This window comes from Thalassobaculum sp., assembly GCF_965223715.1.
Taxonomy (GTDB): Bacteria; Pseudomonadota; Alphaproteobacteria; order Thalassobaculales; family Thalassobaculaceae; genus Thalassobaculum.
The window spans coordinates 2,392,552-2,416,975 of sequence record NZ_OZ245012.1; the positions used below are offsets into that span (position 1 = coordinate 2,392,552).

The following is a 24,424-nucleotide window of genomic DNA, read 5'->3' on the forward strand; positions in this document are numbered from 1 at the left end:
TCGCCGCGCCTTGCGGCACGGCCGCACTGGAGTAGGCTGACGCCAAGAGCCGGGAAAGAACCAGTGGGAGGAAGCCATGACTGCAGCCGTCGAGGCGGGATCCGCATCCGGATCCGCCCGTAAGTTCAAGGTCCGTCCGCTGCACCCCGATTTTGGGGCCGAGATCGTCGGCATCACGCTTGAGGACGCCGTCGGCGAGGCGATGTTCGCCGAGATCTACAAGGTGTTCCTGGACCGCAAGCTGATCCTGTTCCGCGACGTCGACCTGCCGCCGTCCGTGCAGGTCGCGTTCGCGCGCCGGTTCGGCGAGGTCCAGGTGCACGTCATGAACCAGTACCACGGCTATCCCGACCACCCGGAGATCTACCTGCTGACCAACCTCGACGTCGAGGGGCGGCCGAACGGACGGCACCCGGACAAGGGGACGATGTACTGGCACACCGACGGGTCCTGGCGGCCGACCACCGGCCACGCCACCATGATGTATTCCGAGATCGTGCCAGAGGAGGGCGGCGAGACCCACTTCGCCGACATGGCCGCCGCCTACGACGGGCTCAGCCCCGAGTGGAAGGCGCGGCTGGGCGGCCTGCGGGCGTTCCACAACCTCGACTTCTCGCGCACCCGCCGGCACGGCCACGAGCCGATGACCGAGAAGCAGAAGGCCGAGGTGCCGCCGGTCGACCACCCGATGGTGCGCACCCATCCCGAGACCGGTCGCAAGGCCCTGTTCCTCGGCGATCACGCGGAGTGGATCGACGGCATGGACTACGAGGCGGGAAGAGCGCTGATCGAGGAGGTCAACGCCCTGGCGACCCCCGACCACCTGGTCTATCGGCACCGCTGGCTGCCGCGCGAATGCGTGGTGTGGGACAACCGTGCCCTGCTGCACCGGGCGACCGGCTACGACCCAGCCACCCAGCGTCGGGTGATGCGGCGCTGCACGGTGCTCGGCGACCGGCCGTACTGACGGCCGACTAGGTCGTGGACTCATAATTTTTGATCCAGAGCCTGGTGGACGCGAGGGCGATTGTGGCGAGGAAGTTCCTTGCGAGCTTGTGATATCGTGTCGCCATGGCTCGGAAGTGTTTGAGCCGGTTGAAGAAGCGTTCGACAAGATTGCGTTGTCGGTAGATCTGATGGTCGACGGATCGGCGGACCCGGGTGTTAATTTGGCTGGGGATGTGGGCCTTGGCGCCGCGGGTCTCGATCAGGTCGATGATGGCCTGGGCGTAGTAGCCCCGGTCGGCGACCACGTCTCCTCCCGCAATTCGCGCAACGCGGCATCCGAGGGTGTTTCGCCGGCATCTATTCCCCCACCTGGCAACTCCCGCCAGTGACCAAGCTCCGGATCGGTAACATCGCGCGCGTGGAGTAAGAGGACGCTTCCTTCGATGTCGCGGACGATCAGGCGAACGGCCTTCCGTTCGACCACTGGAAAGTCTTCCGGCAAGTCAGAGACTTTCATCCGGTGCGCCTTCGGCTTCGGTTCGCGCAGGGAGCGCCTCAAGGTATCTGCCCATCACTCTCGGTGAGCGCCTGCAGGCTCACCGCGTCGAGCGTAGGCCAAAGGACAGGAGTTCGTCGACACGCCTGGCCTGGATCGGCGATGTACCGTCTAAGAGGCCCTGAAACCCGAGGCCTCGTCTGCCAGCGAATGGCTGCCGAGGGCAGGACGCCCTTGGTGGCGAGCGACCGCTTCTGGGCAATCTGCCTATAGCCCACCGGCGTCCGCTTTGGGTCGGTCGTCACTGAGGTTTCGAACGGTCGCTTCTCCTCCCCGAGATCAATTAATGCGACATGACAGAGAAAGTCGGCAGTGCGGGTCCCTGGGCGCACACCGAACCAGCGATTACGTAATGCAGCCAAGTAAATGACTGGTTCGGCGAAGCTCGTGCCAAGGCTCACAGATCCCAGAACGACGGTACCCAGTGGCACGCCTCACCCGCGATCGTGCCCGTCGCGATAGGGCGATGGCACTGGCAGGCCGATGGACCGTGCGACGAGTGACTGACGCGCAAAATCCATGTGCTCTTCAGGGCGTGGCCGAGGCCGGCTTGACGATCAGGGCCCGTCCGTAGAGCCCGAGGAATCCCAGGAACCCGAGCGACCAGCACACGCCCGCAAGCCGCAAACCGGTTGTTGGGTCCATCAGCCCGGCCCCGGCTGCGAGACGTAGGCAGGTCGCAGCCAGGATCGCGGCGAAGACAAGTACCGTCGCCGGTGGCGCGGTTAGCGGCCGGCCGGTATGCCCCCGGGTGGCGCGAACCATGATGGCGATCGGCATCAGCCCGAAGGCACCGACCGTCCAGCCATGCAGGGCGGTCGTCGGATCAATCCAGTCCGGCCGGAAGACGGTCGTCGCGGCCAACAGGAAGCCGAGCGACACGAACAGATACCCCAGATGCAGGACCGCTAGAAGCGGCTCGCGGCGGGTAGCGAACGGCGACCAGCGCGCCTGACGGACCAGATGCCCGAGACCGGCGACGCCGAGCGCCGCACCAGCCGTCCGCTCCAGCCAAGGTGGGGCACCTGGCAGCAGGACCCATAGCACCAGGGCCGTAGCACCGATCATCAGGACGACGCGGTCGAGGCTCCCGAACGGTGCTGGTTCCGGCCCGGTCCCGCCTCGCCTCAGCCAGTTCGCGGTGAAGTTCGGCGTCACCCGGCCCCCGATCAAAGCGACCAGCATGACCATTACGGCGACCGCGACCCTGGGCGCATAGGGCGCGTAGCCCAGCATCGTGCTCTCGACCAGGAAGCCGACCTGCGCCAGACCGAGCGCCACGATGCCGAGGCCGACCGGCAGGTTGCGCCGGTTTCCGCCGCCGACGATCTCGCGCAAGGCCACCGCGGCGAAGGCAACGGGAAACAGAAGCGCCACGCCTCCCGCCTGGAGCAGAGACAGTCCCGGCAGGAGCATCGCCCCTCGGCCGAGGATCCAAAGACCGGCCAGAAGCGCCAGCGGGGTCCCGGCGATGGGTGGCCGTTTCGTCCAGGATGGCAGCGCGGTCAGCAGGAACCCCGCCAGCACCGCCCAGAGATAGCCGAACAGCAGCTCATGCACGTGCCAGGTGAGCGGATCCGCAGCGCCGGGCAGGATCAGCTGCCCCTCATGGACACCGACCCACAGCGCGACGGATACCGCCGCCCAGAGCGCGGCCAGCAGGAAGAACGGTCGGAAACCCAGGGAGAGGAAGGCCGACCCCGCATCGTCGCTCATCGCCCGATCCCGGCTGTCGGCCCGCAACGTGGCAGGTCTACTGCCACCCCTTGACCCCCGACATGTCCGGCAACTCGTGGGCGATCCCCTTGTGGCAGTCGATACAGGTCTTTTCGCCGGGGACCAGGAGCGACTGGTGGGCATCCGCCGCGCGCGGGCTCTGGCGCGTGAAGTCCATGGATTCCTCGCTGTGGCAATTTCGGCACTCCAGCGAGTCGTTGGTCTTCAGCCGGTGCCACTCGTGCTTCGCCAACCGCAGCCGCTCCTCCAGGAACTCGTCGCGGGTGTCGATGGTGCCGAAGATCGAGCCCCAGACCTCCTTGGAGGCCTGCATCTTTCGGGCGATCTTGTCGGTCCAGTCATGCGGCACGTGGCAATCCGGACAGGTCGCCCGCACGCCCGAGGGATTGGTGAAGTGCACGGTGGTCTGCAGCTCCGCATAGACGTTGTCGCGCATCTCGTGACAGCCGATGCAGAACGTCTCGGTATTCGTAGCCTCCAGCGCGGTGTTGAAGCCGCCCCAAAACAGGATGCCGGCCAGGAAGCCACCGACCGTCAGGGTGCCGAGGCTGAGATGGACCGCCGGGCGGCTGAGCGTCCGCCAATAGGTCCGCAGGAGGTTCCATAATCTGCGCATGACGGCCCGCCTATTGTCGTCCGGTGGCGTTGATCAGCGTGTCGACATCGACAAAGTCGTTCTCGACCGGCGGCGGGGCATCGACCTGGGTCACATGACACTGGTTGCAGAAGTAGCGTCGGGGCGAGACGGCCGCCAGGAACTGGCCGTCGCGGTCCATGAAATGGGTGATGCTGACCATCGGCGCACCGCTCTCGCCGGTGCGGGCGCGCGCATGACAGGACAGGCACTGGTTGGCGTTTCGGTCGACCTGATAGCCGTCGATGTGGTGCGGAATGGTCGGCGGCTGCTCGGGATAGTTCCGCATCCGCCGGACCGCACCGTCCTCCACCCGCGGCATGCGGGGGGATTCGCCGCTGTCGGCCAGCGGCGCATCGCCGCGCAAACTCGCGACCTCCGGCCGTCGGGTTTCCTGAGTCAGGGCGGCCGAGGCCAAGCCGGCCAGGATCACGGCGGCAGCGGCCAGAATTCGCAGCATGGGTCCCTCCCGATCCTGTTGTCAGACCTTCTCGATGCGGACGGCGCATTTCTTGAAGTCCGTCTGCTTCGAGATCGGGTCGGTGGCGTCGAGCGTCACCTTGTTGATGAGCTGGCTGGCGTCGAACCAGGGAATGAAGACGAGACCGATCGGCGGCCGGTTGCGGCCACGGGTCTCGACCCGGGTCCGCATGCGGCCCCGCCTGGAGATCACGGCGATCTCGTCGCCCCGGCGCAGGCTCATGGACCGGGCGTCCTCCGGATGCATGTAGCAAACCGCATCCGGCACCGCCTTGTACAGCTCGGGCACGCGCTGGGTCATCGACCCGGAATGCCAGTGTTCCAGCACCCGACCGGTCGACAGCCAGAACGGATACTCCTCGTCGGGGCTCTCCGCCGGTGGCTCGTATGGCAGGGCGAAGATTCGGGCCCGGCCGTCCTTGTGGCCGTAGAATTCCACCCCCGCGCCGGCGGTCACATAGGGATCGTGGCCCTCCCGGTAGCGCCATCGGGTCTCCTGACCGTCCACCACCGGCCAGCGCAGCCCGCGCGCCTCATGATAGGCGTCGAACGGGGCCAGGTCGTGCCCGTGGTGACGCCCGAACTCCGCGTACTCCTCGAACAGGCCTTTCTGGATGTAGAAGCCGAAGGCTTCCGCCTCCCGGTTGGCGTAGTCGGCGGAAGCGTCCTCCAGCGGGTACTGGTCCACCTGTCCGTTGGCGAAAAGCACGTCGTACAGGGTCTTGTCCCGGTACTCGGGCATCTGGGACAGCAGGTCCTCCGGCCATACTTCGTCCACCCGGAAGCGCTTGGAGAACTCGACGAGCTGCCAGAGATCGGAGCGGGCCTCCCCCGGCGCGTCAACGAGCTGGTGCCAGAACTGCGTTCGCCGCTCGGCATTGCCGTAGGCGCCCTCCTTCTCCACCCACATGGCGGTCGGCAGGATCAAGTCGGCCGCCTCGCAGGTCACCGTCGGATAGGCATCGGACACGACGATGAAGTTCTCCGGGTTGCGGTACCCCGGAAGGGTCTCCTCCATCATGTTGGGGGCGGCCTGCATGTTGTTGTTGACCTGCACCCAGTAGGCGTTGAGCTCGCCGTCCTTCAGCTTCCGGTTCTGCAGCACCGCGTGATAGCCGGGCTTCTCCGGAATGGTGCCCTCCGGCAGCTTCCAGATCTTCTCGGCCATCGCCCGGTGCTCCGGGTTGGTGACGACCAAGTCCGCCGGCAGCCGGTGGGCGAAGGTGCCAACCTCACGGGCTGTGCCGCAGGCCGAGGGCTGGCCGGTCAGCGAGAACGGGCTGTTCCCGGGCTCTGCGATCTTCCCGGTGAGCAGATGGATGTTGTAGATCAGGTTGTTCGCCCAGACCCCACGGGTGTGCTGGTTGAAGCCCATGGTCCAGAACGACATCACCTTGACGGTCGGGTCGGCGTAGAGCTCGGCCATCTCCAGCAGCCGTTCCTTTGGCACGCCGGTCATCTCGTGGGTCTTGTCGAGTGTGTACTCGGAGACGAACTCGGCGAACTCGTCGAAGGTCATGTCCGTGGAACCGCCGACCGCCCGGGCGTTTTTCGCCTTCATCTCCAGTGGATGCTCCGGGCGCAGGCCGTAGCCGATATCGGTGTTGCCGCGCCGAAACACCGTATGTTTGTCCACGAAATCGTGGTTCACCCGGCCGGTCTGGATGATGTGGTTGGCGATGAAGTTGAGCATCACCAGGTCGGTATGCGGTTTGAACACCATCGCGATGTCGGCGAGGTCGAAGCAGCGATGCTCGAAGGTCGACAGCACGCCGACCTTCACATGCGGCGCGCTGAGCCGGCGGTCGGTCACCCGGGTCCACAGGATCGGATGCATCTCCGCCATGTTGGAGCCCCACAGAAAGAAGGCGTCGGCCGCCTCGATGTCGTCGTAGCAGCCCATCGGCTCGTCCATGCCGAAGGTCCGCATGAAGCCGCCCACCGCCGAGGCCATGCAGTGGCGCGCATTCGGGTCGATGTTGTTGGAGCGGAAGCCTGCCTTGAACAGCTTGGAGGCGGCATATCCCTCCCAGACCGTCCACTGGCCGGAGCCGAACATGCCGACGGCGGTCGGGCCCTTCTCGGCGAGCGTCTTCTTGAACTTCTCGGCCATGATGTCGAAGGCCTGGTCCCAGCTCACCGGGGTGAACTCTCCGTCCTTCGCGAACTCGCCGTCGCGCATGCGCAGCAGCGGCACCGTCAGGCGGTCCCGGCCGTACATGATCTTCGACAGGAAATAGCCCTTCACGCAGTTCAGGCCGCGGTTGACCTCGGCCTTGGCATCGCCGTGGGTGGCCACAACCCGGTTGTCCTTGGTGGCGACCATCACCGAACAGCCGGTCCCGCAGAACCGGCACGGCGCCTTCGACCATTTCAGGTCGGTCTGTGACCGGTCGGTGACCAGGTTCTGGGCCTCCGCGGGGGCCGGCAGGCCCGCGGCCGCGGTCGCGGCAAGCAACGCCTGGGCCTTCAGAACGGCCCGTCGGCTCGTCTTAAGCTCGCTCATCGTTCACTCCCTCAGCATTCCCATTCTCCGCACCCGCGACCAGCGCGGGCGGGCCGGTGTGCCCGTCGATGCCGTGGAAAACCAGATTGCAACTCAGCACGCCGGAGAGCCCGGTGAAACGGTGGGCCAGATCGGCAATCGTCCCCTGGTCGGGACTCTCCAGCACGGCAATCAGAGTGCCGGGCGGGTGCGCGATCGGCACCTCGACCCCGGGCTCGGCCCCGATCGTGGCGGCCAGCGCCTCCAGGGCCCCGGGACGGCACTGGAGCAGCAGGCTGGCGATGTGACATTCGGCGCTCATGCGGCCTCCGCCTCCTGCAGGGTGATCGCGTCCGCCGGGCAGGGTCCGGCGCAAGCGCCGCAGCCAGTGCATCGGTCCGGGTCGAGTTCGGGTCGCGGCGGCCCGCCGAGCCGCGGCCGGAAGCGCACGGCAGCCTCGCCACAGGCATCCCGACATGCCTCGCAATGGACCCCGGCGACGGCAAGGCAGCGTTCCTTTGAAATAACGGCCCGCACGTTCCAGGCTGGCTTCCGGTCGGACACGAAGACCTCTGCCGGGCAGGCCAGGGCGCAGGCGCCGCAGAAGGTGCACTCACCCGACCCGGCCCCGAAATCGACCTCGGGGAAACCGCCATCGCCGGCGACCAGAATCTGTTCGGGACAGGCCGGCAGGCAGTCGCCGCACCGGGTACAGGCGTCGAGGAGGCGCCCGGTATCGGTCCAGGGCGGTCGCAGCGGCTCGGGCTCCGCCTTCGGCGCGCGTCGGTGGAAGACGCCCTTCAGGAAGGCACGCCGGGCACGGTCCGGTTCGGCCGGTCGTGTCGATGCGGGACGCCAGGGGCGGGTCATCCTGCTGGCGGCCCCGGCGGCCCGAGGATCATCTGTGAGATCCAGACGACAAACCCGTAGGCGCCGACGAACCCCACGGCCAGTCCCGGGAAGATCACGAAAGTCGTCACCAGAAACGCCAGTGCCTCCCGGCGGCGGGTGGCCGGGCGGTCGTGCTGACCAGCGCTGTCTTGTCCGGACTTGTCTTGCACGGTCTTGCGCTCAGGGTCATCCATGACCTGAGCCCTCCCTCGTCGAACGGCGTCTGTTCTTGCGGTGGTTGCACCCCGCTTATTGCCCCCGACCCTACGCCCGCTCCCAGGGCCCCGCCTTGACTATGGTCAAGTGGACCGGTTTCCTGTGTCCCTTCCTGACGAGCCACGGATGGACGCATCCATGCTAGCCGCCGATGACCTCAGGTGCGCGACGCTGTTCTCCCGCCTTTCCCACAACGAGATCGATGCGCTGATTCCGATCGTCCGGGAACAGACCTTGGCCAAAGGAGCCACGCTCTTCTTGGAAGGCGAGCCGATGGACGGGCTGTATCTCGTCATAAGCGGTTGGGTGACACTGTTCCGCGATACCCCTGCCGGTCAGCGTGTCGTCATCCGGGTGTTCGGCCCGGGCGAGACGCTGGCCGAGGCGGCGCTGTTCCTGGACAGCACGTATCCAGCCAGCGGCGAGGTGGCTGAGGACGCGCGTCTTGCTTTCATCGACCGCGTTGCCTTCGAGCGGCTGCTCGCCGTGTCGCCGCGGGTGGCCACGGGCATGATCGCGTCCCTGGCCGTCCATTTACGTGCCCTGACGGTCGAGGTCGAACAGCTCAAGGTCCGGACGGCCACGGAGCGTGTCGCCGCTTTTCTGCTGGCGTGCTGCCCTGTCCAGCGGCAGGCGCGTTGCACCTTCGACCTGCCGTATGACAAGAATCTGATCGCCCAGCGCCTGGGCATGCAGCCGGAGAGCCTGTCGCGGACACTGGCAAAGCTTGGAGAACACGGAATCTCGGTCGATCGGAAACGTGTCACCATCGACGATCCAGACGAACTGGAGCGGTCTGTTGGTTCCGGTGCTTTCAGTCGCTCCGCATCGAGTTAGAGGTTAGGCGTAGTCAAATGTGGCCCATAGGTTGTCGGAGGTCCTGCCTCTTGGATTGATCTCAATGTTCCAAGAGCCCCCTTTGGGTCGAGATATCGTTGTAGGGTCGAACGACCGCTATCGAAGATCGGTACAAAGACCTTCAACGGCCGCTTAGGGTCGAGGTCGACGCCCCTCCGATGCGGTCGACGATTCGTGACTGACTTCAGAACTGATACGCTGCTGTTCGATCGGTCGATGGATGTTCATGAAGTAGAGACACACCATGCAACACCCTTTTAGAAATCCACAACTACTGAAGATTGTTCGCCAGCTGGAACGCGATGGAGGGCGGCCGGTGAGAAGCGCCGCTTTCCGCCAGGAGCTTGCTGATCTGATTGCGTGTATGGGTCTGAGGCCTCCGACACACCGCGGGCCGAAGAGCGCAGCGCCGACGATCACAACAGGCAACTCGAAGCAGACGCGACGGCATTCAACAAGATTGCAGCTTCCGACAGCCCGCTGGAAGCGGCCAACCTTCTTCAATTGATCTGCTTCCGTGTTGCTTCCGGAACGCAAAAAGCCCCGCCGGGATGGCGAGGCTAACATATTGATATGTTTGGTTGCGGGGGCAGGATTTGAACCTGCGACCTTCAGGTTATGAGGCAAAGATCACGCCGATTTCCAAGGCATTGGGAATTGACATCCTTTCCAATTTCTAAGATTCTCATCATGTTATCAGTTATCTAGAGGACGACACCCTCCGTCATCCAGCGACATTAGGTGCCAGACATCCGCGGAATTGAGGTTGACAGAGTGTTGACACGAGCCAATGCCTGAACGCCTCACCGATCAGATCGTCAGACGTGCCGCCGCCGGCAACAAAGCACAGGTCTTCATCTGGGACGACCAGGTGAAAGGCTTTGCGCTCCGGGTCACAACCCGCGGTTCGAAGGCCTTCGTTCTGGATTATCGCGTCAATGGCCGCCAGCGACGCATGACCATCGGCAACTACCCGGACTGGTCTGTGGCAGCGGCGCGCGAGCAAGCCAAGGCGATGAAGCGCGACGTGGATCTCGGAGCAGATCCCATGGGCGATCGCCATGATGAGCGAACCGCTCCGACGATGCGGGACCTGTGGCAGCGCTATCGGTCTGAGCACCTGTGCCACAAGTCAGTTCGCTCCCAAGCCGACGAGACCGCCATGTGGCGGGACCTGATCCTGCCGAAGCTCGGGAAGGAACGGGTCCGCGATCTCACCGTGGAACATGTCGAGCGATTGCATCGCCAGATCTCCACAGAGCGCGGCACCCCGGTGAGGGCCAACCGGGTGATCGAAGTGCTCCGCAAGGCCATGAACCTCGCCGTGCGATGGAAGTGGCGCCCGGACAATCCGGTCGTCGGCATTCGCAAGAACCCTGAGCACAAGCGCCAGCGGTATCTCTCGATGGGCGAGATCGCACGGCTGAATGTGGCTCTGGACGATCATCCGGAGCAGGGATCCGCAGACGCGATCCGTTTGTTGATGCTGACCGGCGCTCGGCGGGGCGAAGTGCTGAACGCGACGTGGGACATGTTCGATCTGGATAGTGGTATCTGGACGATGCCCAGCGCTCACACCAAGCAACGCCGCCAGCACCGCGTTCCGTTGGCGGGCGCCGCGGTGGACCTGCTGCGACGGATTAAGCAGACCAGCGACAGCAGCTTCATCTTCCCTGGGAAGAGCCCCGAGCGGCCGCTCACGGACATCAAGCGCACCTGGAAGAGTTTGTGCGAAAAGGCACAGATTGAGGATGCCCGGATCCACGACTTGCGCCATTCGTTTGCCTCGATTCTCGTAAGTCAGGGCGCATCGCTTCCTCTGATAGGCGCCATGCTCGGCCACACACAGGTCCAGACAACCCAAAGATATGCACACCTGTATGATGAGCCCTTGAAAGGTGCGGCGGAGCTGGTGAGTCAGGCGATCAATGGCGCGTCCGGAAGATACAGCCCAAGCCAATGACCGGGTAATCCGGGTCCGAGCGTTGGTGGACTCCCCTGTGGCCGGAAGGTTCAAGGCTGGCGACATCTTCGACCTCCCATTCCCGAAGGCGGTCTTCCAAATCAACGCCGGCAACGTCGAGCCGATACTGGACCTGCGTGATCGCGTGGCGCCGATGCCGCGCGACGGCTCGGCTCTGGCCGACGCCTACCTCTTGCACATGCGGAACGAGCCGGAGATCGCGGCCGACCTCGATGAGCATCCGAGGGCGATCGGAAGCCTCAAGTTTGGCGTTCGGCACTGTATGAAGCCGCCGAAGTGGTCGGGGCCCAAGGAGCCTCGACGTCGGCGCGTCAGCCACTCGGATTGGATGGCGGACGTCCGGCCACCATCGGCGTCTCGTCGCGTCCTTCAGTACGCACCGCCCCCAACCGCGCCTGAAGAGCTTTATTGGCGTGCCGTGCGTAGTCATCGTTTGGCGTTTGCTCGGTTTTGCTTCTTCGAGCAGTTGCGGGACGGAAGGCTTCTGGCGACGGGCATTCCGGAAGACCTGCGCCACGACGCAACTCGCAAGGCAATCCCATCGATATGGTGGACGTGGGATGTCGGCATCAAAATCCGCGCGGGCCAGATCTTCGAGCGCGCCGCGGATGGCGACGGGTGGGTTAGGGCTTGGCGGGAGGTTCGAGTCTCCCGAGCCAAGCTGCCTGCGCGTGCGCGCGGAAGCAAAGGTGGACGCCCATCGTCGAAGGACCTCATTCTGGAGGAGTTCGATCGCCGCAAGTCAGCCGGTACGGTCCAACCGACTCTCTCTGCGGAGGCCAACGACCTGTCGATCTGGCTCGCGAATCACCATCCTGACGCCCCGGGGGCTCTTCCCAAGACGATCGAAGGCCATATCCGAAGCATCTTCAACGCCTATTGGCAAAGCGTTTCAAGCCCCTAAAACCGAGGTTTTCAGGGTGTTTATAGGCCCTGTTTCGCGCTCGCAGCGCCCGTTCTCCTTCCGCTCAGATCGCAGCAAAGGCTGCACTGAGGAAGGAGAAAGACGATGCCACGCGATTTCACGCAGCCAATAACCCCACCGATCTTCGAGGGCTATATCACGGAGGCAGAGTACGCTGCCCAACGCGGCGTCAGTCTTCGAACCTGCCAGCGTGACCGGGCAATGCGGCAAGCGCCCCCTCACCTGCTGATCGGCAAATCTGTCTACTACCGCATCGAGGCGGTCCGCGATTGGCTGCGGCGCCGAGAAACGGTTGCCGAGAGCCGACCTGCCAACCCTTCGCGGGGGCGGCACCGATGACCGCGACCTCCGTTCTGGATCACGCGCTGATGTTCGCCCGGCTTGGTCTGGCCGTGTTTCCCGTCAGTCGCCCGATCCACATGGGAGACCGGTTCGTTTGTGGTTGCGGAAAGCCGAACTGCCCATCGCCCGGCAAACACCCGGATGGGCGACTGGCGCCGCACGGCTTCAAGGACGCGAGCTCTTCACCGGCAGCACTGCGCGCCTGGTTTGACGGCAACGCTTCGAACATCGGGATCGCCACCGGAGCACGCAGCGGCATTATCGTCCTGGACATCGATGAGCGCCATGACGGTCCCAGCAGTCTGACAGCCCTGGAGTGCCAATACGGAGACCTGCCGCCAACATGGCGATTCCTCACCGGCGGTGGGGGTGAGCACATCCTGTTTCGACACCCTCGTACGGTCGTTCGGAACAGCGCCAGCGCGATCAAATCCGGAATTGATGTCAGAGGCGACGGCGGCTACATCGTCGCGCCCCCTTCCCTTCACATCTCCGGCCGGCCCTATGCCATATCCGTCGACCATCACCCAGATGAGGTCGGTCTTTCCGACGCTCCCGCGTGGCTAATGAACCTGATCCGGGGTGGCGGCGGAGAACGGGGAGGCTCCGCTATTCCAGGTTTCTGGCGAGAGTCGATCCGCGACAGCATACCGGATGGGCAGAGGAACCAGACCCTCACCCAAGTCGCCGGTCACCTGATCGGCAAGTCGGTGGACCCACATGTGTGCCTTGAGCTCCTGCTCTCACTGAATGGCCAACGGTGTCAGCCACCTCTGGCTGATGATGAAGTGGTCCGCCTGCTGACGAGCATTGTCATCCGAGAGCGCCGCAAGCGCGCCGGACCCCTTACCGGAGGCCCGAAAGATGTCTGACGTGCACGACGCGCTCGACAGGGTGCTGGGCGACTCCCATCCCCTTGACCGCGACCTTCCGCCTGCCTTCTCGGAGGAGGCATTGGCAAGGCGATACACGGCCGTTTTCGCAGATAGCCAACGCTGGGTGGAGGCCTGGGGTACGTGGATGATCTGGATGGGAACGCATTGGGAGCGGGACACAACGCGCGTCGCGGAACGACGCGCGCGGCAGATCGCGACAAAGGCCGCGATTGAACTGCAGGATCAGGATCATCGAGCCTTGAGTGCCGCTCGCCGGATTGCCAGCGCCAAGACAATCCACGCGATCGAAAGGTTGGCCAAGTCCAGTCGGGAATTCGCGTCCAGACCCGAAGACTGGGACGCAGAGCTCTGGTTATTCAACACGCCGGATGGAACCGTCGACCTTCGGACAGGAGACCTGCGCCCGCACGACCCGGATGACCTGCTGACCAAGACCGCGGCGGTCGGACCCGGCGGCGAGGCTCCAAGATGGCGCGCCTTCTTGAACGACATCTTCGACGCGGACCGGGACACAATCGACTACGTCCAGCGGATCTTCGGCTATGCCCTCGCGGGCTCGTGCGAGGAGCACGCCCTCTTCTTCTGCTATGGCACCGGCGGCAACGGCAAAGGCGTCCTCCTCAACACGGTCCAGAAGATCTTCGCGAGCTACAGCGCAACGGCTGCAGTTGAAACGTTCACCAACAGTCGGCACGAACGACATCCAACGGAACTCGCCATGCTCAAGGGGTGTCGCTTGGTCATCTCCCAGGAGACCGAGGAAGGGCAGCGATGGGCCGAGGCGCGGATCAAGGCGGTCACCGGTGGCGACGAGATCACTGCCCGCTTCATGCGTCAGGACTTCTTTCAGTTCACGCCACAGTTCACGCTTGTCATCGCTGGCAACCACAAGCCTGCCCTGCGCAACATCGATGAAGCAATCCGCCAGCGGATGAACCTTATCCCCTTCAACAAGACCATCCCTGCCGACAAGCGCGACCCGACGCTCCCCGAAGTCCTGAAGCAGGAATGGCCGGGCATCCTCGCCTGGCTCGTCGAAGGGTGCTGCGCGTGGCAGAGGATCGGCCTCAGGCCGTCAGATACCGTTCGCGGAGCGACCAACGAGTATCTGCTCGAGGAAGACGCTTTGGGGCGATTTCTGGAGGAGCGGTGCCAACCGCTCGAACTCTTTGACGGCGAGGCGACGCCTACGCGTACGATCTTCGGTGATTGGCAGGCTTGGTGCCAAAGAACTGGTGAATTCGCGGGATCAGAGAAGAGCTTCAGTCAAAAATTATCTGATCGCGGTTTTGAGCGGTTCAAGCACCCAAAGCAACAGACCTCAGCGTTTAAGAGGCTCCGGCTAAAGAACAATCAGTAATCCTCAGAACTCTTTCTCCGGAGGAACCACTATGGACTCTTACATCATCGAAACCGCCGCTGCATATCTGCAGGAATTTTATGATCTGGGGTATTCGGGAGGCACCCTGCTCAGCATGGTCTGCTCAGCAATCTGCGAGGAAGACGAGAGCCTCGATGAGGAAGAAGTATGGATGATCGTCCAGGAAATGATGGACGACGCGGAGCGGCGCTGACACTGATTGAGTCGCCATATTGGTCGCTATGGCCCGGGAGCCGACCGTCATCGGATCTCTAGCCACCCCATCTTGGTTGCTGCGAAGGCTTCGAGGGCTTTCCTCATATAATCCTCTCGCGCGCACGCGCGCGCCACTGACTATTTGGACTAACCCTTCGAACCCTTCGACTTGAGATCGCGGGTCCTTCCGGGAGGACCTGAGCGCTATTCGGGGCGGCAGCGCATGGCGCGCGCGATCGGGGCGCTTATTGGGCCACCCTTGTTGTTGTTTTTGTTGAGAAACCTGCAGCATCTTTACAGTTATCCGGCCCCAGTCATAGATTGGCATCGATTAACTGTACGCACAGACCACTCCACTGGCGCACAATTAACTGCTTGCTTAATAAATTACAATGGTGTAATTAAACTCGGCAACACTGAGGGAATCATGGATAGCAACTCCATCGTCCTCGTCCCGTGCACAGATCGCAAGAGGCTCCAAGCAGATCCTCTATTGCTGGCGCGTAACCTCACGTTCGGCCCAGTCCATGACGTCGCAGATCAATGGGCGGAACGTATCGAATCGGCGCATCAGCGCATCGCTGCCCGCGATCTATATCGGGGTCGTGGCGTTCAAGAAGGCCTGCGCGTTGCATCACTCTGCAACGCGAGAATGGTCTTTTTGTCTGCAGGATTGGGGTTGGTGGCTGGAGAAGAACTAATCCCGGCTTACGGACTGACTGTCACGCGCGGAAAGCCCGATTCCATACTAAGCAAGATTGCCGATGCATCTGTCACGTCTGCGAGGTGGTGGCGTGTACTTAGAGTGGCGCTGAACAGGAGACGCAGTCTCAACGATCTACTCCCAACTGAGGCCGGTTCTTTAGCGTTGTTCTGCCTTTCGGAAGCCTATGCTGCGCTTGTCGTGCCTGAGTTGGAAAAACTCCCATCGGAGCATCTAAGCCAAATCCGTCTGTTCGGCTTTGGTCTGGAACGACATGTTCCCGAAAAACTTTTCCCCCAGGTGATGCCGATCGATGATCGCTTGGATGGGCCAGACAGTCGGTTACCTGGGACGCGAAGTGATTTCGCCCAGCGGGCGTCGAGATTTTACGCTGAACTATTGAATGCTGGCGAAGTGCGCGGAGAATCCGCGAAAGAGGATGCCTCAGTTTTGCGCCGGCATCTTGAGGCGTGGCGACGACCCGATATGCCCAAACGGCAAGTTCAAACGGATGCAGAGATCCTCGCCTTCATTGAACGCAACTGGGAAGCCCAACGGGGGCGTTCGGGCGCGATGCTTCGTCATCTTCGTGATAGCGGCTTCGCTTGTGAGCAGTCTCGCTTCAAGGACCTTTTTAAGCAGGCTGCGGGACGTATCGATGCTTCTAGCCAGAGCGCGCTGTTATGACCGACAACCAGATTGAAGTTCGGGCTGTTCGGGCAGTCCAAGGCAGAGATACAGATGTCTATAGCTTCTTCCTGCGCGGTCGGGATGTTCTTCGTATTGCCGATATCTCCCGATTACAGAGAGATCAGGCCCAGGATCTAAAGGGATTTCAACGCAAGGAGATCCGCAGCCACGTCCAGGGAATCGTGGACTATCTCGATCGAGGCGAGGTTCTGTTTCCAAACGCCATCATTCTCGCGCTTCACCCCTCGGTCGTGTTCAAGCAGTCGCGTGGGCCAAGTCCAGAAGGTGCGGTAAGCGGAACCCTCACTTTGCCGGTGTTTTCCGGAAATCGACGAGCAGCCTGGATCGTCGATGGACAGCAGCGCTCTCTTGCTCTGGCACAGTCCAAAAACAAGAACGTGATGGTGCCAGTTGTCGGTTTTGTTGCCCCCACGGTCGACGTTCAGCGGGAGCAGTTCATCCTTGTGAACAAGGCAAAACCCTTACCACGTCGTCTGATAAACGAACTTCTACCGGAGATATCGGCGGACCTGCCGAGTGACTTACGGCCAGCTAAGATCCCCTCAGCGATCTGCAACCAGCTGAACCAAGATCCTAAATCGCCATTCTACCAACTAATTCGCCGAACATCTGATGAAGATGCCCAGCAGAATGCTGTGGTCGTAGATACCGCTTTGATCAATGCGATGAAACAATCGATCAACAATTACGGCGCATTGGCGTTATTCAAGCGAAGCGGCAACGGCGACACCGATGTCGACGCTATGTATCGCGTCATGTGTGTGTACTGGCGTGCAGTTAAGGCCGTGTTCCCTGAGGCTTGGGGCAAGAAGCCCCAAGAAAGCCGCCTGATGCATTCGGCCGGGATCCAGGCAATGGGCGTATTGATGGATCGGATCGTTCCAAGGGTTCACCAGTCTTCCGAAATGGGAGAGGAGATCCGCACCTCCCTGGCCCGGATAGCACCCCACTGTTGCTGGACTGAGGGAACCTGGGAAGGTCTCGGGCTTGCTTGGAATGACGTTCAAAACACCCCACGCCATATCAAGGCACTCGCAGAAGCGTTGGTGCAAATGGACTATGCCGCGGTCCAGGAGGCCTCATGAGGTTCTTGTTCGCGGACAGCCTGGACTACGTCGATCCGACATACCGCTTCGAAGAAGATCGGTTCGGACCCGAACGTGAGGCCTATTGGACCGACCAATTTCCGCACGAGGCTCTCGGGTATGCGCCCTATGACGGGATGCTGGTTTCCCGTGGGATCGTTGGCGGCCAGGTAGTTGCAGGAAAGTACAGCGACGCTCAAGCACAACGGTTTCGGCGCGTTGGCGCACGCGAGTTCCTTAGATTCAGGGAGGATCGGTATCCGAACTCATGGGTATTTGGCGACAGTGGGGCGTTCACATACCACACAATGGAAGAACCACCTTACTCGACAGAAGACATTGTGGATTTCTATGGTGACGGTCAGTTCACCCATGCCTGTTCGATTGACCACATCATTTTCGATTTCGTCGATGATGACCGCGCGGCTGACTTGGATGCCGATCAGTTAGCTCGGAACCAGAAGCGATTTGATGTGACGCTGACGAATGCTGAGGAGTTTCTCTCCCAATCTCGCCGACTGGGCAATCGTTTCACACCGATCGGTGTTGCCCAAGGGTGGTCCCCTTCTTCTCTTGCTCGGGCGGCGCAAGAGTTGGAGAGAATGGGCTATGACTATATTGCGGTCGGCGGTATGGCGCCGCTCAGATCGCCCGAAATCAAGAAGGCGTTGACTCATATCCGCCGCAGCATCACCGCTTCGACGCGCCTGCATGTACTGGGCTTTGCCAAAGCGGAACAAATCCATGAGTTCACTGGGTTCGGGATCACGAGTTTCGACAGTTCGTCCCCGTTGATCCGTGCTTTCAAGGATGCGCGATCAAATTACTACCTCCCCTTGGAAGGGGGAGGGCTAGCATATTACTCCGCGATCCGAGTTCCCCAGGCGATTGAGAACAACAAACTAAAATCCCTCGCCAAGGAAGGCGTCTATCAGCAGGAGAATCTGCAGGAGCGCGAACAGGCTGCGATGAGAGCGCTGCGATTCTTTGACCAAGGACAGATTGAGGTTGAAGAAGCTCTCGACACCGTCATGGCATACGCCGCTCCAATTCTTATTGGGCGTGACGAAGCCCACAGCGAGCGCGATCAGAAGCGCCTCGATCAAACCAGGGAGCAGTATGCGCGTACGCTTAGGGACCGGCCTTGGCGCTCATGCTCTTGCAGCATTTGCGCTGCAGTTGGGATTGAGGTGGTGATCTTCCGCGCGAGCAACCGAAACAAACGCCGTGGCATTCATAACTTACATGTGTACCGCGGCCATCTGAACCGAACCTTAGGGACAAAGATCGATGTCATTGAAGCGGACATTCACTGCTATTCGCGCCCAGCAGAGTGAAGATCATCAGGTCTTCACGTTTGCTGCATCGGCAGAGCAGGTTTTCGAGATTGCCCGCATTGACCGCGTTGGCAGGACAGAACAGGGAGATCTGTTTGGCTTCCAGCGCCCGCAAGTCGCTTCGCACATTCTCGAGATCCGCGACTACCTTCAGAAGCCGAATGCTGTTCTGCCGAACTCGGTCGTATTGGCGTTTGTTGATGACGTAACAGCCCGACTGAACGACGATGGAACTGCGACGCTGGAGATAGACCTCACAAACGGAGCACCCGGACTAGTCGTCGATGGTCAGCAGCGCTTGACGGCTTTACAGCCGCTCAAGGATAGGGACTTCCAGGTTTTCGTCTCAGCAATCATTTGTCCCTCAGACGAAGATCTGCGCCGGCAGTTCATTCTGATTAACAACACCCGCCCTCTGCCGAAGGAGCTCATCTACGAACTGCTCCCAACAGTGTCCGGGCTGCCTCATCGAATGTCTGCCCGGGCGTTTGCGGCTCAATTGACCTCAAAGCTGAATTACTGGACCGATGATCGTTCTGGTCCGCCTGCTCTGAAGGGAGAGATCCGACAACACACCAATCCGTCCGGAACGATCTCGAGCAATGCTATCCAACGCGTGATTATGAACTCACGGTCTAATGGCGCTTTACGTGATTTGGCCGGCCGCGAGGATAGTGAAGAGGCGTCGTTACAGTTGATCGCTGATTTCTATGGGGCGGTCATGGATACCTTTCCAGAAGCCTGGATAGGGATGACACCACGGACATCACGCCTCAAGCATAGTGCCGGCATCATCGCGCTCGGTTACGCGATGGAGACCGCGTATGCCGTCCACGGCGCTCGGGACCGAACAGGATTCGCGGACAAAATCGCGTGTCTAGCTGAAGGCGATATTTGCTGTTGGACGTCGGGTTACTGGATCCTGAGTCCGAACGAGAGTCGGATGTGGGATCGGATACAGAACACCCAACCGGACATTCGATTGCTCTCAGATTTTCTGGTTCGGATCGTTCGAGATCAAGGAATTCGAGCAGGTAGTGGTCTCGCAGAAGCGCGAGCGAACCACCGTGAGTTTCCCCAAGTGGCGCGAGCCTAGGAGGTGAACGTGACAAACAACCACGCCTTGGTGCTCTTCTCCGGAGGTCAGGACTCGGCAACCTGCCTTGCTTGGGCGATCGACACGTTCGATCACGTTGAGACAATCGGCTTCGACTATGGCCAGGCCCATCGGATCGAGTTGGAAGTCCGACAGTCATTCCTCGAGGGATTCCGCACAGCCTTCCCAGAGCGTGCTTCACGGCTCGGCGACGATCACTTCATCGACATGGCGCTGCTCGGCGAGATCAGCGATACCGCGCTCACCCGGGAACGCGAGATCGAAATGACTGATGCCGGGCTACCATCGACATTCGTTCCAGGCCGGAACCTCCTGTTCTTTACGACAGCGGCAGCAGTCGCCTATCGGCGCGGGATTAAGCATCTAGTTGGTGGAATGTGTGAGACAGATTACTCCGGCTACCCGGATTGCCGCGATGACACACTGAAAGCTCTGCAGGTCACTCTGACACTTGGGATGGACCGTCGGTATGTGGTCCACACTCCGTTAATGTGGCTAGACAAGTCTGCGACCTGGGAGATGGCGGAACACCTAGGCGGGCAAACCCTAGTCGAACTGATCCGCAAGGAATCTCATACCTGTTACCGAGGTGATCGATCCCTGGAACATCCATGGGGTTATGGATGCAACAACTGCCCCGCCTGCGAACTTCGTCGCAATGGTTGGGAGACCTACGCAACTAAACGCGCAAACCAGGACGCTGCTGAATGACTTATTCGGTCAAAGAGGTCTTCTACACATTGCAGGGTGAGGGGATAAATGCTGGTCGCCCAGCTGTGTTCTGCCGGTTTGCGGGCTGCAATCTCTGGAGCGGCTTAGAGCGGGATCGTGCTTCTGCAGTCTGCCAGTTCTGTGATACCGACTTCGTCGGCACGAACGGTCCCGGCGGAGGCAAGTTTGTGACGGCGAATGATCTTGCCTCCCATGTCGACAGTTTTTGGCCCGACCGAGCGAGGGATCGCAAATTTGTGGTTTGTACTGGTGGTGAGCCTGCATTGCAGCTCGACAAGGCATTGATTGCTGCCTTCCATGAACGTGGCTTCATGGTCGCGATCGAGACCAACGGGACACTGCCATTGCCCGCCGGCATCGATTGGATCTGTGTGAGTCCGAAAGCGGGTAGCGATCTGGTTGTCACGCGTGGCAATGAGTTGAAGGTCGTTGTTCCCCAGGAAGGACAGGATCTAGATGCGCTCGCAAAGCTTGGGTTCGACCACTTCCTTATTCAGGCGAAGGACGACCAAAAACGTGCCGAGAACGAGAAAGCCGCAGTTCAGATTTGCCTGCAGCGCCCCGAGTGGGGGCTCTCGCTACAGACCCACAAGTTTCTGGGTATTGCGTAGTCTAAGCGAGCAAGGTGAAGGCTATGATCGAAGTGTTCAAAGAGTTCACGTTTGAAGCGGCCCATCAATTGGCAGCGAACGTTGATCCAGGCCATCCATACGCGAACATACACGGGCATTCTTTCAAGGTGCAGGTGTTTCTCAAGGGGGAGCCTGACCCAGAAACCGGATGGGTATTGGACTTTGCGAAGTTCGAGGCGGCGCTCGCGCCGATCCGCAGTCGGTTGGACCATAATTACCTGAATACAGTGTCCGGACTGGAACGACCGACGTTAGAAAACATTGCGCAGTACATTTGGACGCAACTGGAGACCGACCTACCGGTCCTAGACCGGGTCATCGTGATACGAGGTACCTGTGGTGAAGGGTGTGTCTTTAGAGGAAGAGCCTAGTGGTCATGGATGACAACCGGCGAAATCTGGATGGCTATTTCTATCTTGCAGGCTTCGGCGCTTGCATCCCGGCAGCCAATTGGCTGATACAGAATGTCGGCACCGTCTGTGTTCCAGATGGACCGTGTTTGATCCCGGTGGCTCCTGGGATCATGGCGCCCTCGGGGGTCCTGATGATCGGGCTTGCTCTGGTCCTGCGTGATCTGGTCCAGCGTCGGTTGGGTGTGAAGTGGGCCGTTGCGGCGATTGTGGTAGGCGCGACCTTGTCAGCGGCGCTTGCTCCACCAGCCCTAGTGGTCGCTTCTGCGGTCGCGTTCTTGCTCTCCGAACTCGCCGATCTCGCTGTGTACACGCCACTGCAGAAGCGTCGACTTGTTCTAGCGGTCTTTCTGAGCGGTGTGGTCGGGTCGTTCGTCGATAGCATCATTTTTCTACAGATTGCATTTGGGTCCCTTGATTTCTTGGCTGGGCAAGTTCTGGGGAAAATCTGGGTCACTGCACTTGCTGTTCCAGTGATTTGGCGTATCAGGCGGTTGGAGGATACCTCGGCGGCGAGGGCCTAGTTCTAAGTCGACAAACTCATTGCTCGAGGTGTAGCAAAAAGAGGCAATGTCTTATTTGCTCAATAAGTAGCTTGTTTTATATATTTGACGGATTTTGGGACTTGGGATGGCGAGCATGCCTGCGATCCGACAACGATTTTGTATTCGACTGCATTCGAATAATGTTCAGTAAAGAAAAAGAGAGCGTGTCTACCCTGAGCGGCACCAATCATATTCCGAATCTGGATTGATGTAGTACCGGATCCCGGACGGCCACTTTTAATAGATTATCTGAAGGATAGGCATTGCGCTGGTAGCGATAGGGCTTCCCGATGCTTCACTATCCTAATACTATCGCTGTAGCGTCGTAGCGCCAACGAGCGGATTTTCGCACCCGATGATCGAGTTTTTTAGGAGTTCAGGCCCTTGGGACCCTTGGGTTGCAACTACGGCAGGTGAACGCCTTCTGTTTAAACTCATCCAGCACCACCAAGAGTGGAAAGTGCTAGATGACATCTTGAAGAATGCCGACCTCCGCCTGGGCCGACGTTTCGAGGGCCTTTCCAGTTTTTTTGTGGGAGCATCGATCCTCCACCTCCAGCAACGTTTATTGCGACTGGCTCAAGACATACGCAATCAAGTAGACGATCGCTGGGAACAGGGAGAAATGCTGCGTGCAAAAATCCACGACGTAATACAGCTTACGTCAATAGAGTATCGGGGAGATTTTTCTGCGCTGGTTGAAGAAGTTCTGGCAGGAGCGGAGCAAATGCATAAGGAGCCTCCCTCGACACTCAGTCGTCTTGTGCGGCGGAATCACAAGGAAGAGTGCTACAGCTGTGGGCGTATTTTCGGTGCAATCTATAAGGATGCCCCCGCTCCGAACGGCCTTTCAGCGACTGTAGATCATATTTGGCCTCGAGCTCTCGGCGGAGATACAATCGAGGAAAATCTCCTACCAGCTTGTCCATCATGCAACAGTGCAAAGGGACATATCGCCGCTTGGCAGATGGCATGGATACAACCGGTCGTATTCTCCGATGCAGATGAGGTCAACGGTCTGGACAGCCTACGGCGTGAGGTGAAGATCGCGCTTCATGTTCGCGCAGCAATGGCTTACGCGCATGCGAACGGTAGCACCTTACAGGACGCTTTCGTGGCGATTGGCCCGCGTGAGCCACCCGTTCGGATCGACGCCGATCAAGGTTATGATTTCTTTAACCTAAGAACCCATGACGATATTCGAACTAATGTGAGATGGATACCAAAATAATGAAATATAGTTATCAAGCATTTGTATTTCATCAGCGCGCCGATATGCGTGGCCCTAAACTTGCTCTCTTCAATGCGCCAGCTGGCGAAGTTTCCAAATGGGCGGATGTTGATCGTTTGGCCCATGACAATCGTCTGGCTCCGCAGCGTGAGCCTAACCAGAGTCGTATCAATAGCATCCGTAAGTTCTTCGCCGACGATCCTCAGAATACTATTCCGACCGCGATTGTAGTTGGGTTGCGCGGCGTTACGGTCGAGGGCGAGAGTACAACTGTACAGACACTCCGTATCAATACGGAAGAGGAACAGCCGCTACCTGGTCTTGTCATCGACGGGCAGCATCGCATGCGTGGACTTGATGCAGCAGACCCAAACAATATCGTTCCCGTAGTTGCTATATTGGAAGCGAGCGATCTGGAAATGGCGTTTCAGTTTCTCGTTATCAACAATAAGTCAGCTAAGGTTCCAAGAGATCACCTGCGTGCTCTAGCGCTCAATTACTCCGAAGAACAGCTTCAGAAAAGACTCAAAACTGCTCGACTCTCTCTAAACGCGAATCTCGGTTCAGTTGGAGTATTAGACGAGGATTCTGAAAGTCCATTTAAGGGCATGGTAGCGTGGCCAAACAATCCCCCTGAAAAGCGGATTATAGTTCCGGCTGCAATCGAAGCAATGGCATCAGAGGCTAAGTCGCTGGGGTTTGGTGAACTTGAAGATCTCGATAGTCTCAACGCATTCCTTATCTCAATGTGGTCTGTCATTAAAGAAGAGTGGGCGCATTTGTTTGTTGCTGACAGCAAGCTTCTGTCAAAGATTGGCCTCACATGTATGACACAGTTCGTTTGTACGACAATAAAGACGTGGGCGCGGAATCCAAGATTGCGCGATCAAGTAAACCCGGGAGATCCTGAGAAAGTTCGATCTGTTACTAGGGATGTTCTGGCGACTCTAGACCCAAAATTCTTTGAAGCAGATTGGGCGAGTACTAGCTATGATACGCGCGCTGGACGTGATTTGGTTATGTCTGATTTGGAGGCTCTATCTTTCAATGTAGCGAATGGTGAGCCTTGGTATGAGGGACTGAAAGTGATTAACCGCAGATGGCTCCAAGAGCAACTCACTTATGGTGGGGCCGCCGTTTTGCCAGGAGACGAAAGCCTGACGTCAGATTAGCTGCGCTACCTTAAAAGAACTGTAGTCTGAAACCAGTGGCGTCCCGGGTAAAAAGGGGAGATCCCGTGGGATTGATTTACTGACTGTACGGATTAAGCAGGCGTCATGCCTCTCTTCATTATGCCATACTCCTGCTTGGCTAGAATGACGATGTCCCGTTCCTCGATGAAGCTACTCTTGTGCATTGGCCGTCTCCTCTCGATTGACGGACTTCCCGTTCA

The 24,424-nt window shown here is 60.0% G+C and carries 26 protein-coding genes; 17 read left to right on the plus strand and 9 right to left on the minus strand.

The features are described from left to right. Window positions 1-76 precede the first annotated feature (76 nt). Window positions 77-967, plus strand: a complete 891-nt coding sequence (locus ACOQOP_RS11005) for a TauD/TfdA dioxygenase family protein (RefSeq protein ID WP_420566386.1) — start codon at window positions 77-79, stop codon at window positions 965-967. Window positions 968-974: 7 nt separating this feature from the next. On the opposite strand, the gene ACOQOP_RS11010 is transcribed toward ACOQOP_RS11005, so the two are convergent. The 9 genes from ACOQOP_RS11010 to ACOQOP_RS11050 all read right to left on the minus strand — a co-directional run bounded on the left by ACOQOP_RS11010 (window position 975) and on the right by ACOQOP_RS11050 (window position 7,925). Next, window positions 975-1,253 carry a transposase gene (locus tag ACOQOP_RS11010; protein ID WP_420566387.1) on the minus strand — a complete coding sequence of 93 codons (279 nt, stop codon included), beginning with the start codon at window positions 1,251-1,253 and terminating at the stop codon, window positions 975-977. Beyond that, a complete protein-coding gene (locus ACOQOP_RS11015) occupies window positions 1,208-1,465 on the minus strand; it encodes an NUDIX domain-containing protein (RefSeq protein ID WP_420566388.1) in 258 nt (85 codons plus the stop codon). Before ACOQOP_RS11015 ends, ACOQOP_RS11010 begins: the two co-directional genes overlap by 46 nt. A 567-nt stretch (window positions 1,466-2,032) precedes the next feature. Beyond that, window positions 2,033-3,220: an NnrS family protein gene (locus ACOQOP_RS11020; RefSeq protein WP_420566389.1), complete on the minus strand. Its 1,188-nt coding sequence runs from the start codon at window positions 3,218-3,220 to the stop codon at window positions 2,033-2,035. A gap of 37 nt (window positions 3,221-3,257) precedes the next feature. Next, the gene (locus ACOQOP_RS11025) at window positions 3,258-3,857 is read right to left on the minus strand and encodes a NapC/NirT family cytochrome c (protein WP_420566390.1); all 600 of its coding nucleotides are present in this window, start codon (window positions 3,855-3,857) and stop codon (window positions 3,258-3,260) included. 10 nt (window positions 3,858-3,867) lie between these two features. Next, entirely contained in the window at window positions 3,868-4,335 is a 468-nt protein-coding gene (locus ACOQOP_RS11030) for a nitrate reductase cytochrome c-type subunit (protein WP_420566391.1), read from the minus strand. Between the two features lie 21 nt (window positions 4,336-4,356). Beyond that, on the minus strand, window positions 4,357-6,861 hold the full coding sequence (napA, locus tag ACOQOP_RS11035; protein WP_420566392.1) for a periplasmic nitrate reductase subunit alpha: 2,505 nt from the start codon (window positions 6,859-6,861) through the stop codon (window positions 4,357-4,359). After that, window positions 6,848-7,162 (minus strand): chaperone NapD, encoded by a 315-nt coding sequence (locus ACOQOP_RS11040; RefSeq protein WP_420566393.1) that lies wholly within the window; start codon window positions 7,160-7,162, stop codon window positions 6,848-6,850. The genes napA and ACOQOP_RS11040 overlap by 14 nt, the downstream gene beginning before the upstream one ends. Further along, window positions 7,159-7,710 (minus strand): ferredoxin-type protein NapF, encoded by a 552-nt coding sequence (gene napF / locus ACOQOP_RS11045; protein WP_420566394.1) that lies wholly within the window; start codon window positions 7,708-7,710, stop codon window positions 7,159-7,161. The genes ACOQOP_RS11040 and napF overlap by 4 nt, the downstream gene beginning before the upstream one ends. Further along, the gene (locus tag ACOQOP_RS11050) at window positions 7,707-7,925 is read right to left on the minus strand and encodes a periplasmic nitrate reductase, NapE protein (RefSeq protein WP_420566395.1); all 219 of its coding nucleotides are present in this window, start codon (window positions 7,923-7,925) and stop codon (window positions 7,707-7,709) included. The genes napF and ACOQOP_RS11050 overlap by 4 nt, the downstream gene beginning before the upstream one ends. Before the next feature lie 148 nt (window positions 7,926-8,073). On the opposite strand from ACOQOP_RS11050, the gene ACOQOP_RS11055 reads away from it, so the two are divergent. The 16 genes from ACOQOP_RS11055 (at window position 8,074) to ACOQOP_RS11130 (ending at window position 24,203) form a co-directional block, all read left to right on the plus strand. Next, the gene (locus ACOQOP_RS11055; protein ID WP_420566396.1) at window positions 8,074-8,784 is read left to right on the plus strand and encodes a Crp/Fnr family transcriptional regulator; all 711 of its coding nucleotides are present in this window, start codon (window positions 8,074-8,076) and stop codon (window positions 8,782-8,784) included. A gap of 811 nt (window positions 8,785-9,595) precedes the next feature. Further along, window positions 9,596-10,768 carry a tyrosine-type recombinase/integrase gene (locus ACOQOP_RS11060; protein WP_420566397.1) on the plus strand — a complete coding sequence of 391 codons (1,173 nt, stop codon included), beginning with the start codon at window positions 9,596-9,598 and terminating at the stop codon, window positions 10,766-10,768. Between the two features lie 37 nt (window positions 10,769-10,805). Next, window positions 10,806-11,693, plus strand: coding sequence for a hypothetical protein (locus ACOQOP_RS11065; protein ID WP_420566398.1), 888 nt, complete (start codon window positions 10,806-10,808; stop codon window positions 11,691-11,693). 356 nt (window positions 11,694-12,049) lie between these two features. Continuing rightward, the gene (locus tag ACOQOP_RS11070) at window positions 12,050-12,928 is read left to right on the plus strand and encodes a bifunctional DNA primase/polymerase (protein WP_420566399.1); all 879 of its coding nucleotides are present in this window, start codon (window positions 12,050-12,052) and stop codon (window positions 12,926-12,928) included. Then, a complete protein-coding gene (locus tag ACOQOP_RS11075) occupies window positions 12,921-14,312 on the plus strand; it encodes a phage/plasmid primase, P4 family (protein WP_420566400.1) in 1,392 nt (463 codons plus the stop codon). Before ACOQOP_RS11070 ends, ACOQOP_RS11075 begins: the two co-directional genes overlap by 8 nt. Before the next feature lie 31 nt (window positions 14,313-14,343). After that, entirely contained in the window at window positions 14,344-14,526 is a 183-nt protein-coding gene (locus ACOQOP_RS11080; protein ID WP_420566401.1) for a hypothetical protein, read from the plus strand. Between the two features lie 225 nt (window positions 14,527-14,751). Continuing rightward, the gene (locus ACOQOP_RS11085; RefSeq protein WP_420566402.1) at window positions 14,752-15,918 is read left to right on the plus strand and encodes a hypothetical protein; all 1,167 of its coding nucleotides are present in this window, start codon (window positions 14,752-14,754) and stop codon (window positions 15,916-15,918) included. Further along, on the plus strand, window positions 15,915-17,027 hold the full coding sequence (gene dbpB / locus ACOQOP_RS11090; protein ID WP_420566403.1) for a DGQHR domain-containing protein DpdB: 1,113 nt from the start codon (window positions 15,915-15,917) through the stop codon (window positions 17,025-17,027). The genes ACOQOP_RS11085 and dbpB (ACOQOP_RS11090) overlap by 4 nt, the downstream gene beginning before the upstream one ends. Then, window positions 17,024-18,364 carry a tRNA-guanine transglycosylase DpdA gene (dpdA, locus tag ACOQOP_RS11095; protein ID WP_420566404.1) on the plus strand — a complete coding sequence of 447 codons (1,341 nt, stop codon included), beginning with the start codon at window positions 17,024-17,026 and terminating at the stop codon, window positions 18,362-18,364. Before dbpB (ACOQOP_RS11090) ends, dpdA begins: the two co-directional genes overlap by 4 nt. Next, window positions 18,318-19,460 carry a DGQHR domain-containing protein DpdB gene (gene dbpB, locus ACOQOP_RS11100; protein ID WP_420566405.1) on the plus strand — a complete coding sequence of 381 codons (1,143 nt, stop codon included), beginning with the start codon at window positions 18,318-18,320 and terminating at the stop codon, window positions 19,458-19,460. The genes dpdA and dbpB (ACOQOP_RS11100) overlap by 47 nt, the downstream gene beginning before the upstream one ends. Before the next feature lie 9 nt (window positions 19,461-19,469). Then, window positions 19,470-20,192, plus strand: coding sequence for a 7-cyano-7-deazaguanine synthase QueC (gene queC, locus ACOQOP_RS11105; protein WP_420566406.1), 723 nt, complete (start codon window positions 19,470-19,472; stop codon window positions 20,190-20,192). Further along, complete coding sequence (queE, locus tag ACOQOP_RS11110) at window positions 20,189-20,824, plus strand: 7-carboxy-7-deazaguanine synthase (RefSeq protein WP_420566407.1); 636 nt, start codon at window positions 20,189-20,191, stop codon at window positions 20,822-20,824. Before queC ends, queE begins: the two co-directional genes overlap by 4 nt. A 23-nt stretch (window positions 20,825-20,847) precedes the next feature. Continuing rightward, on the plus strand, window positions 20,848-21,216 hold the full coding sequence (gene queD, locus ACOQOP_RS11115; protein WP_420566408.1) for a 6-carboxytetrahydropterin synthase QueD: 369 nt from the start codon (window positions 20,848-20,850) through the stop codon (window positions 21,214-21,216). Window positions 21,217-21,221: 5 nt separating this feature from the next. Next, window positions 21,222-21,779 carry a VUT family protein gene (locus ACOQOP_RS11120; RefSeq protein WP_420566409.1) on the plus strand — a complete coding sequence of 186 codons (558 nt, stop codon included), beginning with the start codon at window positions 21,222-21,224 and terminating at the stop codon, window positions 21,777-21,779. Between the two features lie 376 nt (window positions 21,780-22,155). Then, window positions 22,156-23,031 (plus strand): HNH endonuclease, encoded by an 876-nt coding sequence (locus ACOQOP_RS11125; protein WP_420566410.1) that lies wholly within the window; start codon window positions 22,156-22,158, stop codon window positions 23,029-23,031. Next, window positions 23,016-24,203: a DGQHR domain-containing protein gene (locus ACOQOP_RS11130; protein ID WP_420566411.1), complete on the plus strand. Its 1,188-nt coding sequence runs from the start codon at window positions 23,016-23,018 to the stop codon at window positions 24,201-24,203. Before ACOQOP_RS11125 ends, ACOQOP_RS11130 begins: the two co-directional genes overlap by 16 nt. Window positions 24,204-24,424 lie beyond the last annotated feature (221 nt).

What these genes read in the sequence shown, in the direction of transcription:
- ACOQOP_RS11075 (WP_420566400.1), top strand. Translation starts at nt 12,921, where the DNA reads ATGTCTGACGTGCACGACGCGCTCGACAGGGTGCTGGGCGACTCCCAT.
- ACOQOP_RS11085 (WP_420566402.1), top strand. Translation starts at nt 14,752, where the DNA reads ATGGCGCGCGCGATCGGGGCGCTTATTGGGCCACCCTTGTTGTTGTTT.
- queE (WP_420566407.1), top strand. Translation starts at nt 20,189, where the DNA reads ATGACTTATTCGGTCAAAGAGGTCTTCTACACATTGCAGGGTGAGGGG.
- napF (WP_420566394.1), bottom strand. Translation starts at nt 7,710, where the DNA reads ATGACCCGCCCCTGGCGTCCCGCATCGACACGACCGGCCGAACCGGAC.
- ACOQOP_RS11060 (WP_420566397.1), top strand. Translation starts at nt 9,596, where the DNA reads ATGCCTGAACGCCTCACCGATCAGATCGTCAGACGTGCCGCCGCCGGC.
- ACOQOP_RS11030 (WP_420566391.1), bottom strand. Translation starts at nt 4,335, where the DNA reads ATGCTGCGAATTCTGGCCGCTGCCGCCGTGATCCTGGCCGGCTTGGCC.
- ACOQOP_RS11020 (WP_420566389.1), bottom strand. Translation starts at nt 3,220, where the DNA reads ATGAGCGACGATGCGGGGTCGGCCTTCCTCTCCCTGGGTTTCCGACCG.
- ACOQOP_RS11050 (WP_420566395.1), bottom strand. Translation starts at nt 7,925, where the DNA reads ATGGATGACCCTGAGCGCAAGACCGTGCAAGACAAGTCCGGACAAGAC.
- ACOQOP_RS11015 (WP_420566388.1), bottom strand. Translation starts at nt 1,465, where the DNA reads ATGAAAGTCTCTGACTTGCCGGAAGACTTTCCAGTGGTCGAACGGAAG.
- ACOQOP_RS11025 (WP_420566390.1), bottom strand. Translation starts at nt 3,857, where the DNA reads ATGCGCAGATTATGGAACCTCCTGCGGACCTATTGGCGGACGCTCAGC.
- dbpB (WP_420566405.1), top strand. Translation starts at nt 18,318, where the DNA reads ATGTCATTGAAGCGGACATTCACTGCTATTCGCGCCCAGCAGAGTGAA.
- ACOQOP_RS11080 (WP_420566401.1), top strand. Translation starts at nt 14,344, where the DNA reads ATGGACTCTTACATCATCGAAACCGCCGCTGCATATCTGCAGGAATTT.
- ACOQOP_RS11070 (WP_420566399.1), top strand. Translation starts at nt 12,050, where the DNA reads ATGACCGCGACCTCCGTTCTGGATCACGCGCTGATGTTCGCCCGGCTT.
- ACOQOP_RS11125 (WP_420566410.1), top strand. Translation starts at nt 22,156, where the DNA reads ATGATCGAGTTTTTTAGGAGTTCAGGCCCTTGGGACCCTTGGGTTGCA.
- ACOQOP_RS11120 (WP_420566409.1), top strand. Translation starts at nt 21,222, where the DNA reads ATGGATGACAACCGGCGAAATCTGGATGGCTATTTCTATCTTGCAGGC.
- dpdA (WP_420566404.1), top strand. Translation starts at nt 17,024, where the DNA reads ATGAGGTTCTTGTTCGCGGACAGCCTGGACTACGTCGATCCGACATAC.
- ACOQOP_RS11055 (WP_420566396.1), top strand. Translation starts at nt 8,074, where the DNA reads ATGGACGCATCCATGCTAGCCGCCGATGACCTCAGGTGCGCGACGCTG.
- dbpB (WP_420566403.1), top strand. Translation starts at nt 15,915, where the DNA reads ATGACCGACAACCAGATTGAAGTTCGGGCTGTTCGGGCAGTCCAAGGC.
- napA (WP_420566392.1), bottom strand. Translation starts at nt 6,861, where the DNA reads ATGAGCGAGCTTAAGACGAGCCGACGGGCCGTTCTGAAGGCCCAGGCG.
- ACOQOP_RS11130 (WP_420566411.1), top strand. Translation starts at nt 23,016, where the DNA reads ATGGATACCAAAATAATGAAATATAGTTATCAAGCATTTGTATTTCAT.
- ACOQOP_RS11040 (WP_420566393.1), bottom strand. Translation starts at nt 7,162, where the DNA reads ATGAGCGCCGAATGTCACATCGCCAGCCTGCTGCTCCAGTGCCGTCCC.
- queD (WP_420566408.1), top strand. Translation starts at nt 20,848, where the DNA reads ATGATCGAAGTGTTCAAAGAGTTCACGTTTGAAGCGGCCCATCAATTG.
- ACOQOP_RS11005 (WP_420566386.1), top strand. Translation starts at nt 77, where the DNA reads ATGACTGCAGCCGTCGAGGCGGGATCCGCATCCGGATCCGCCCGTAAG.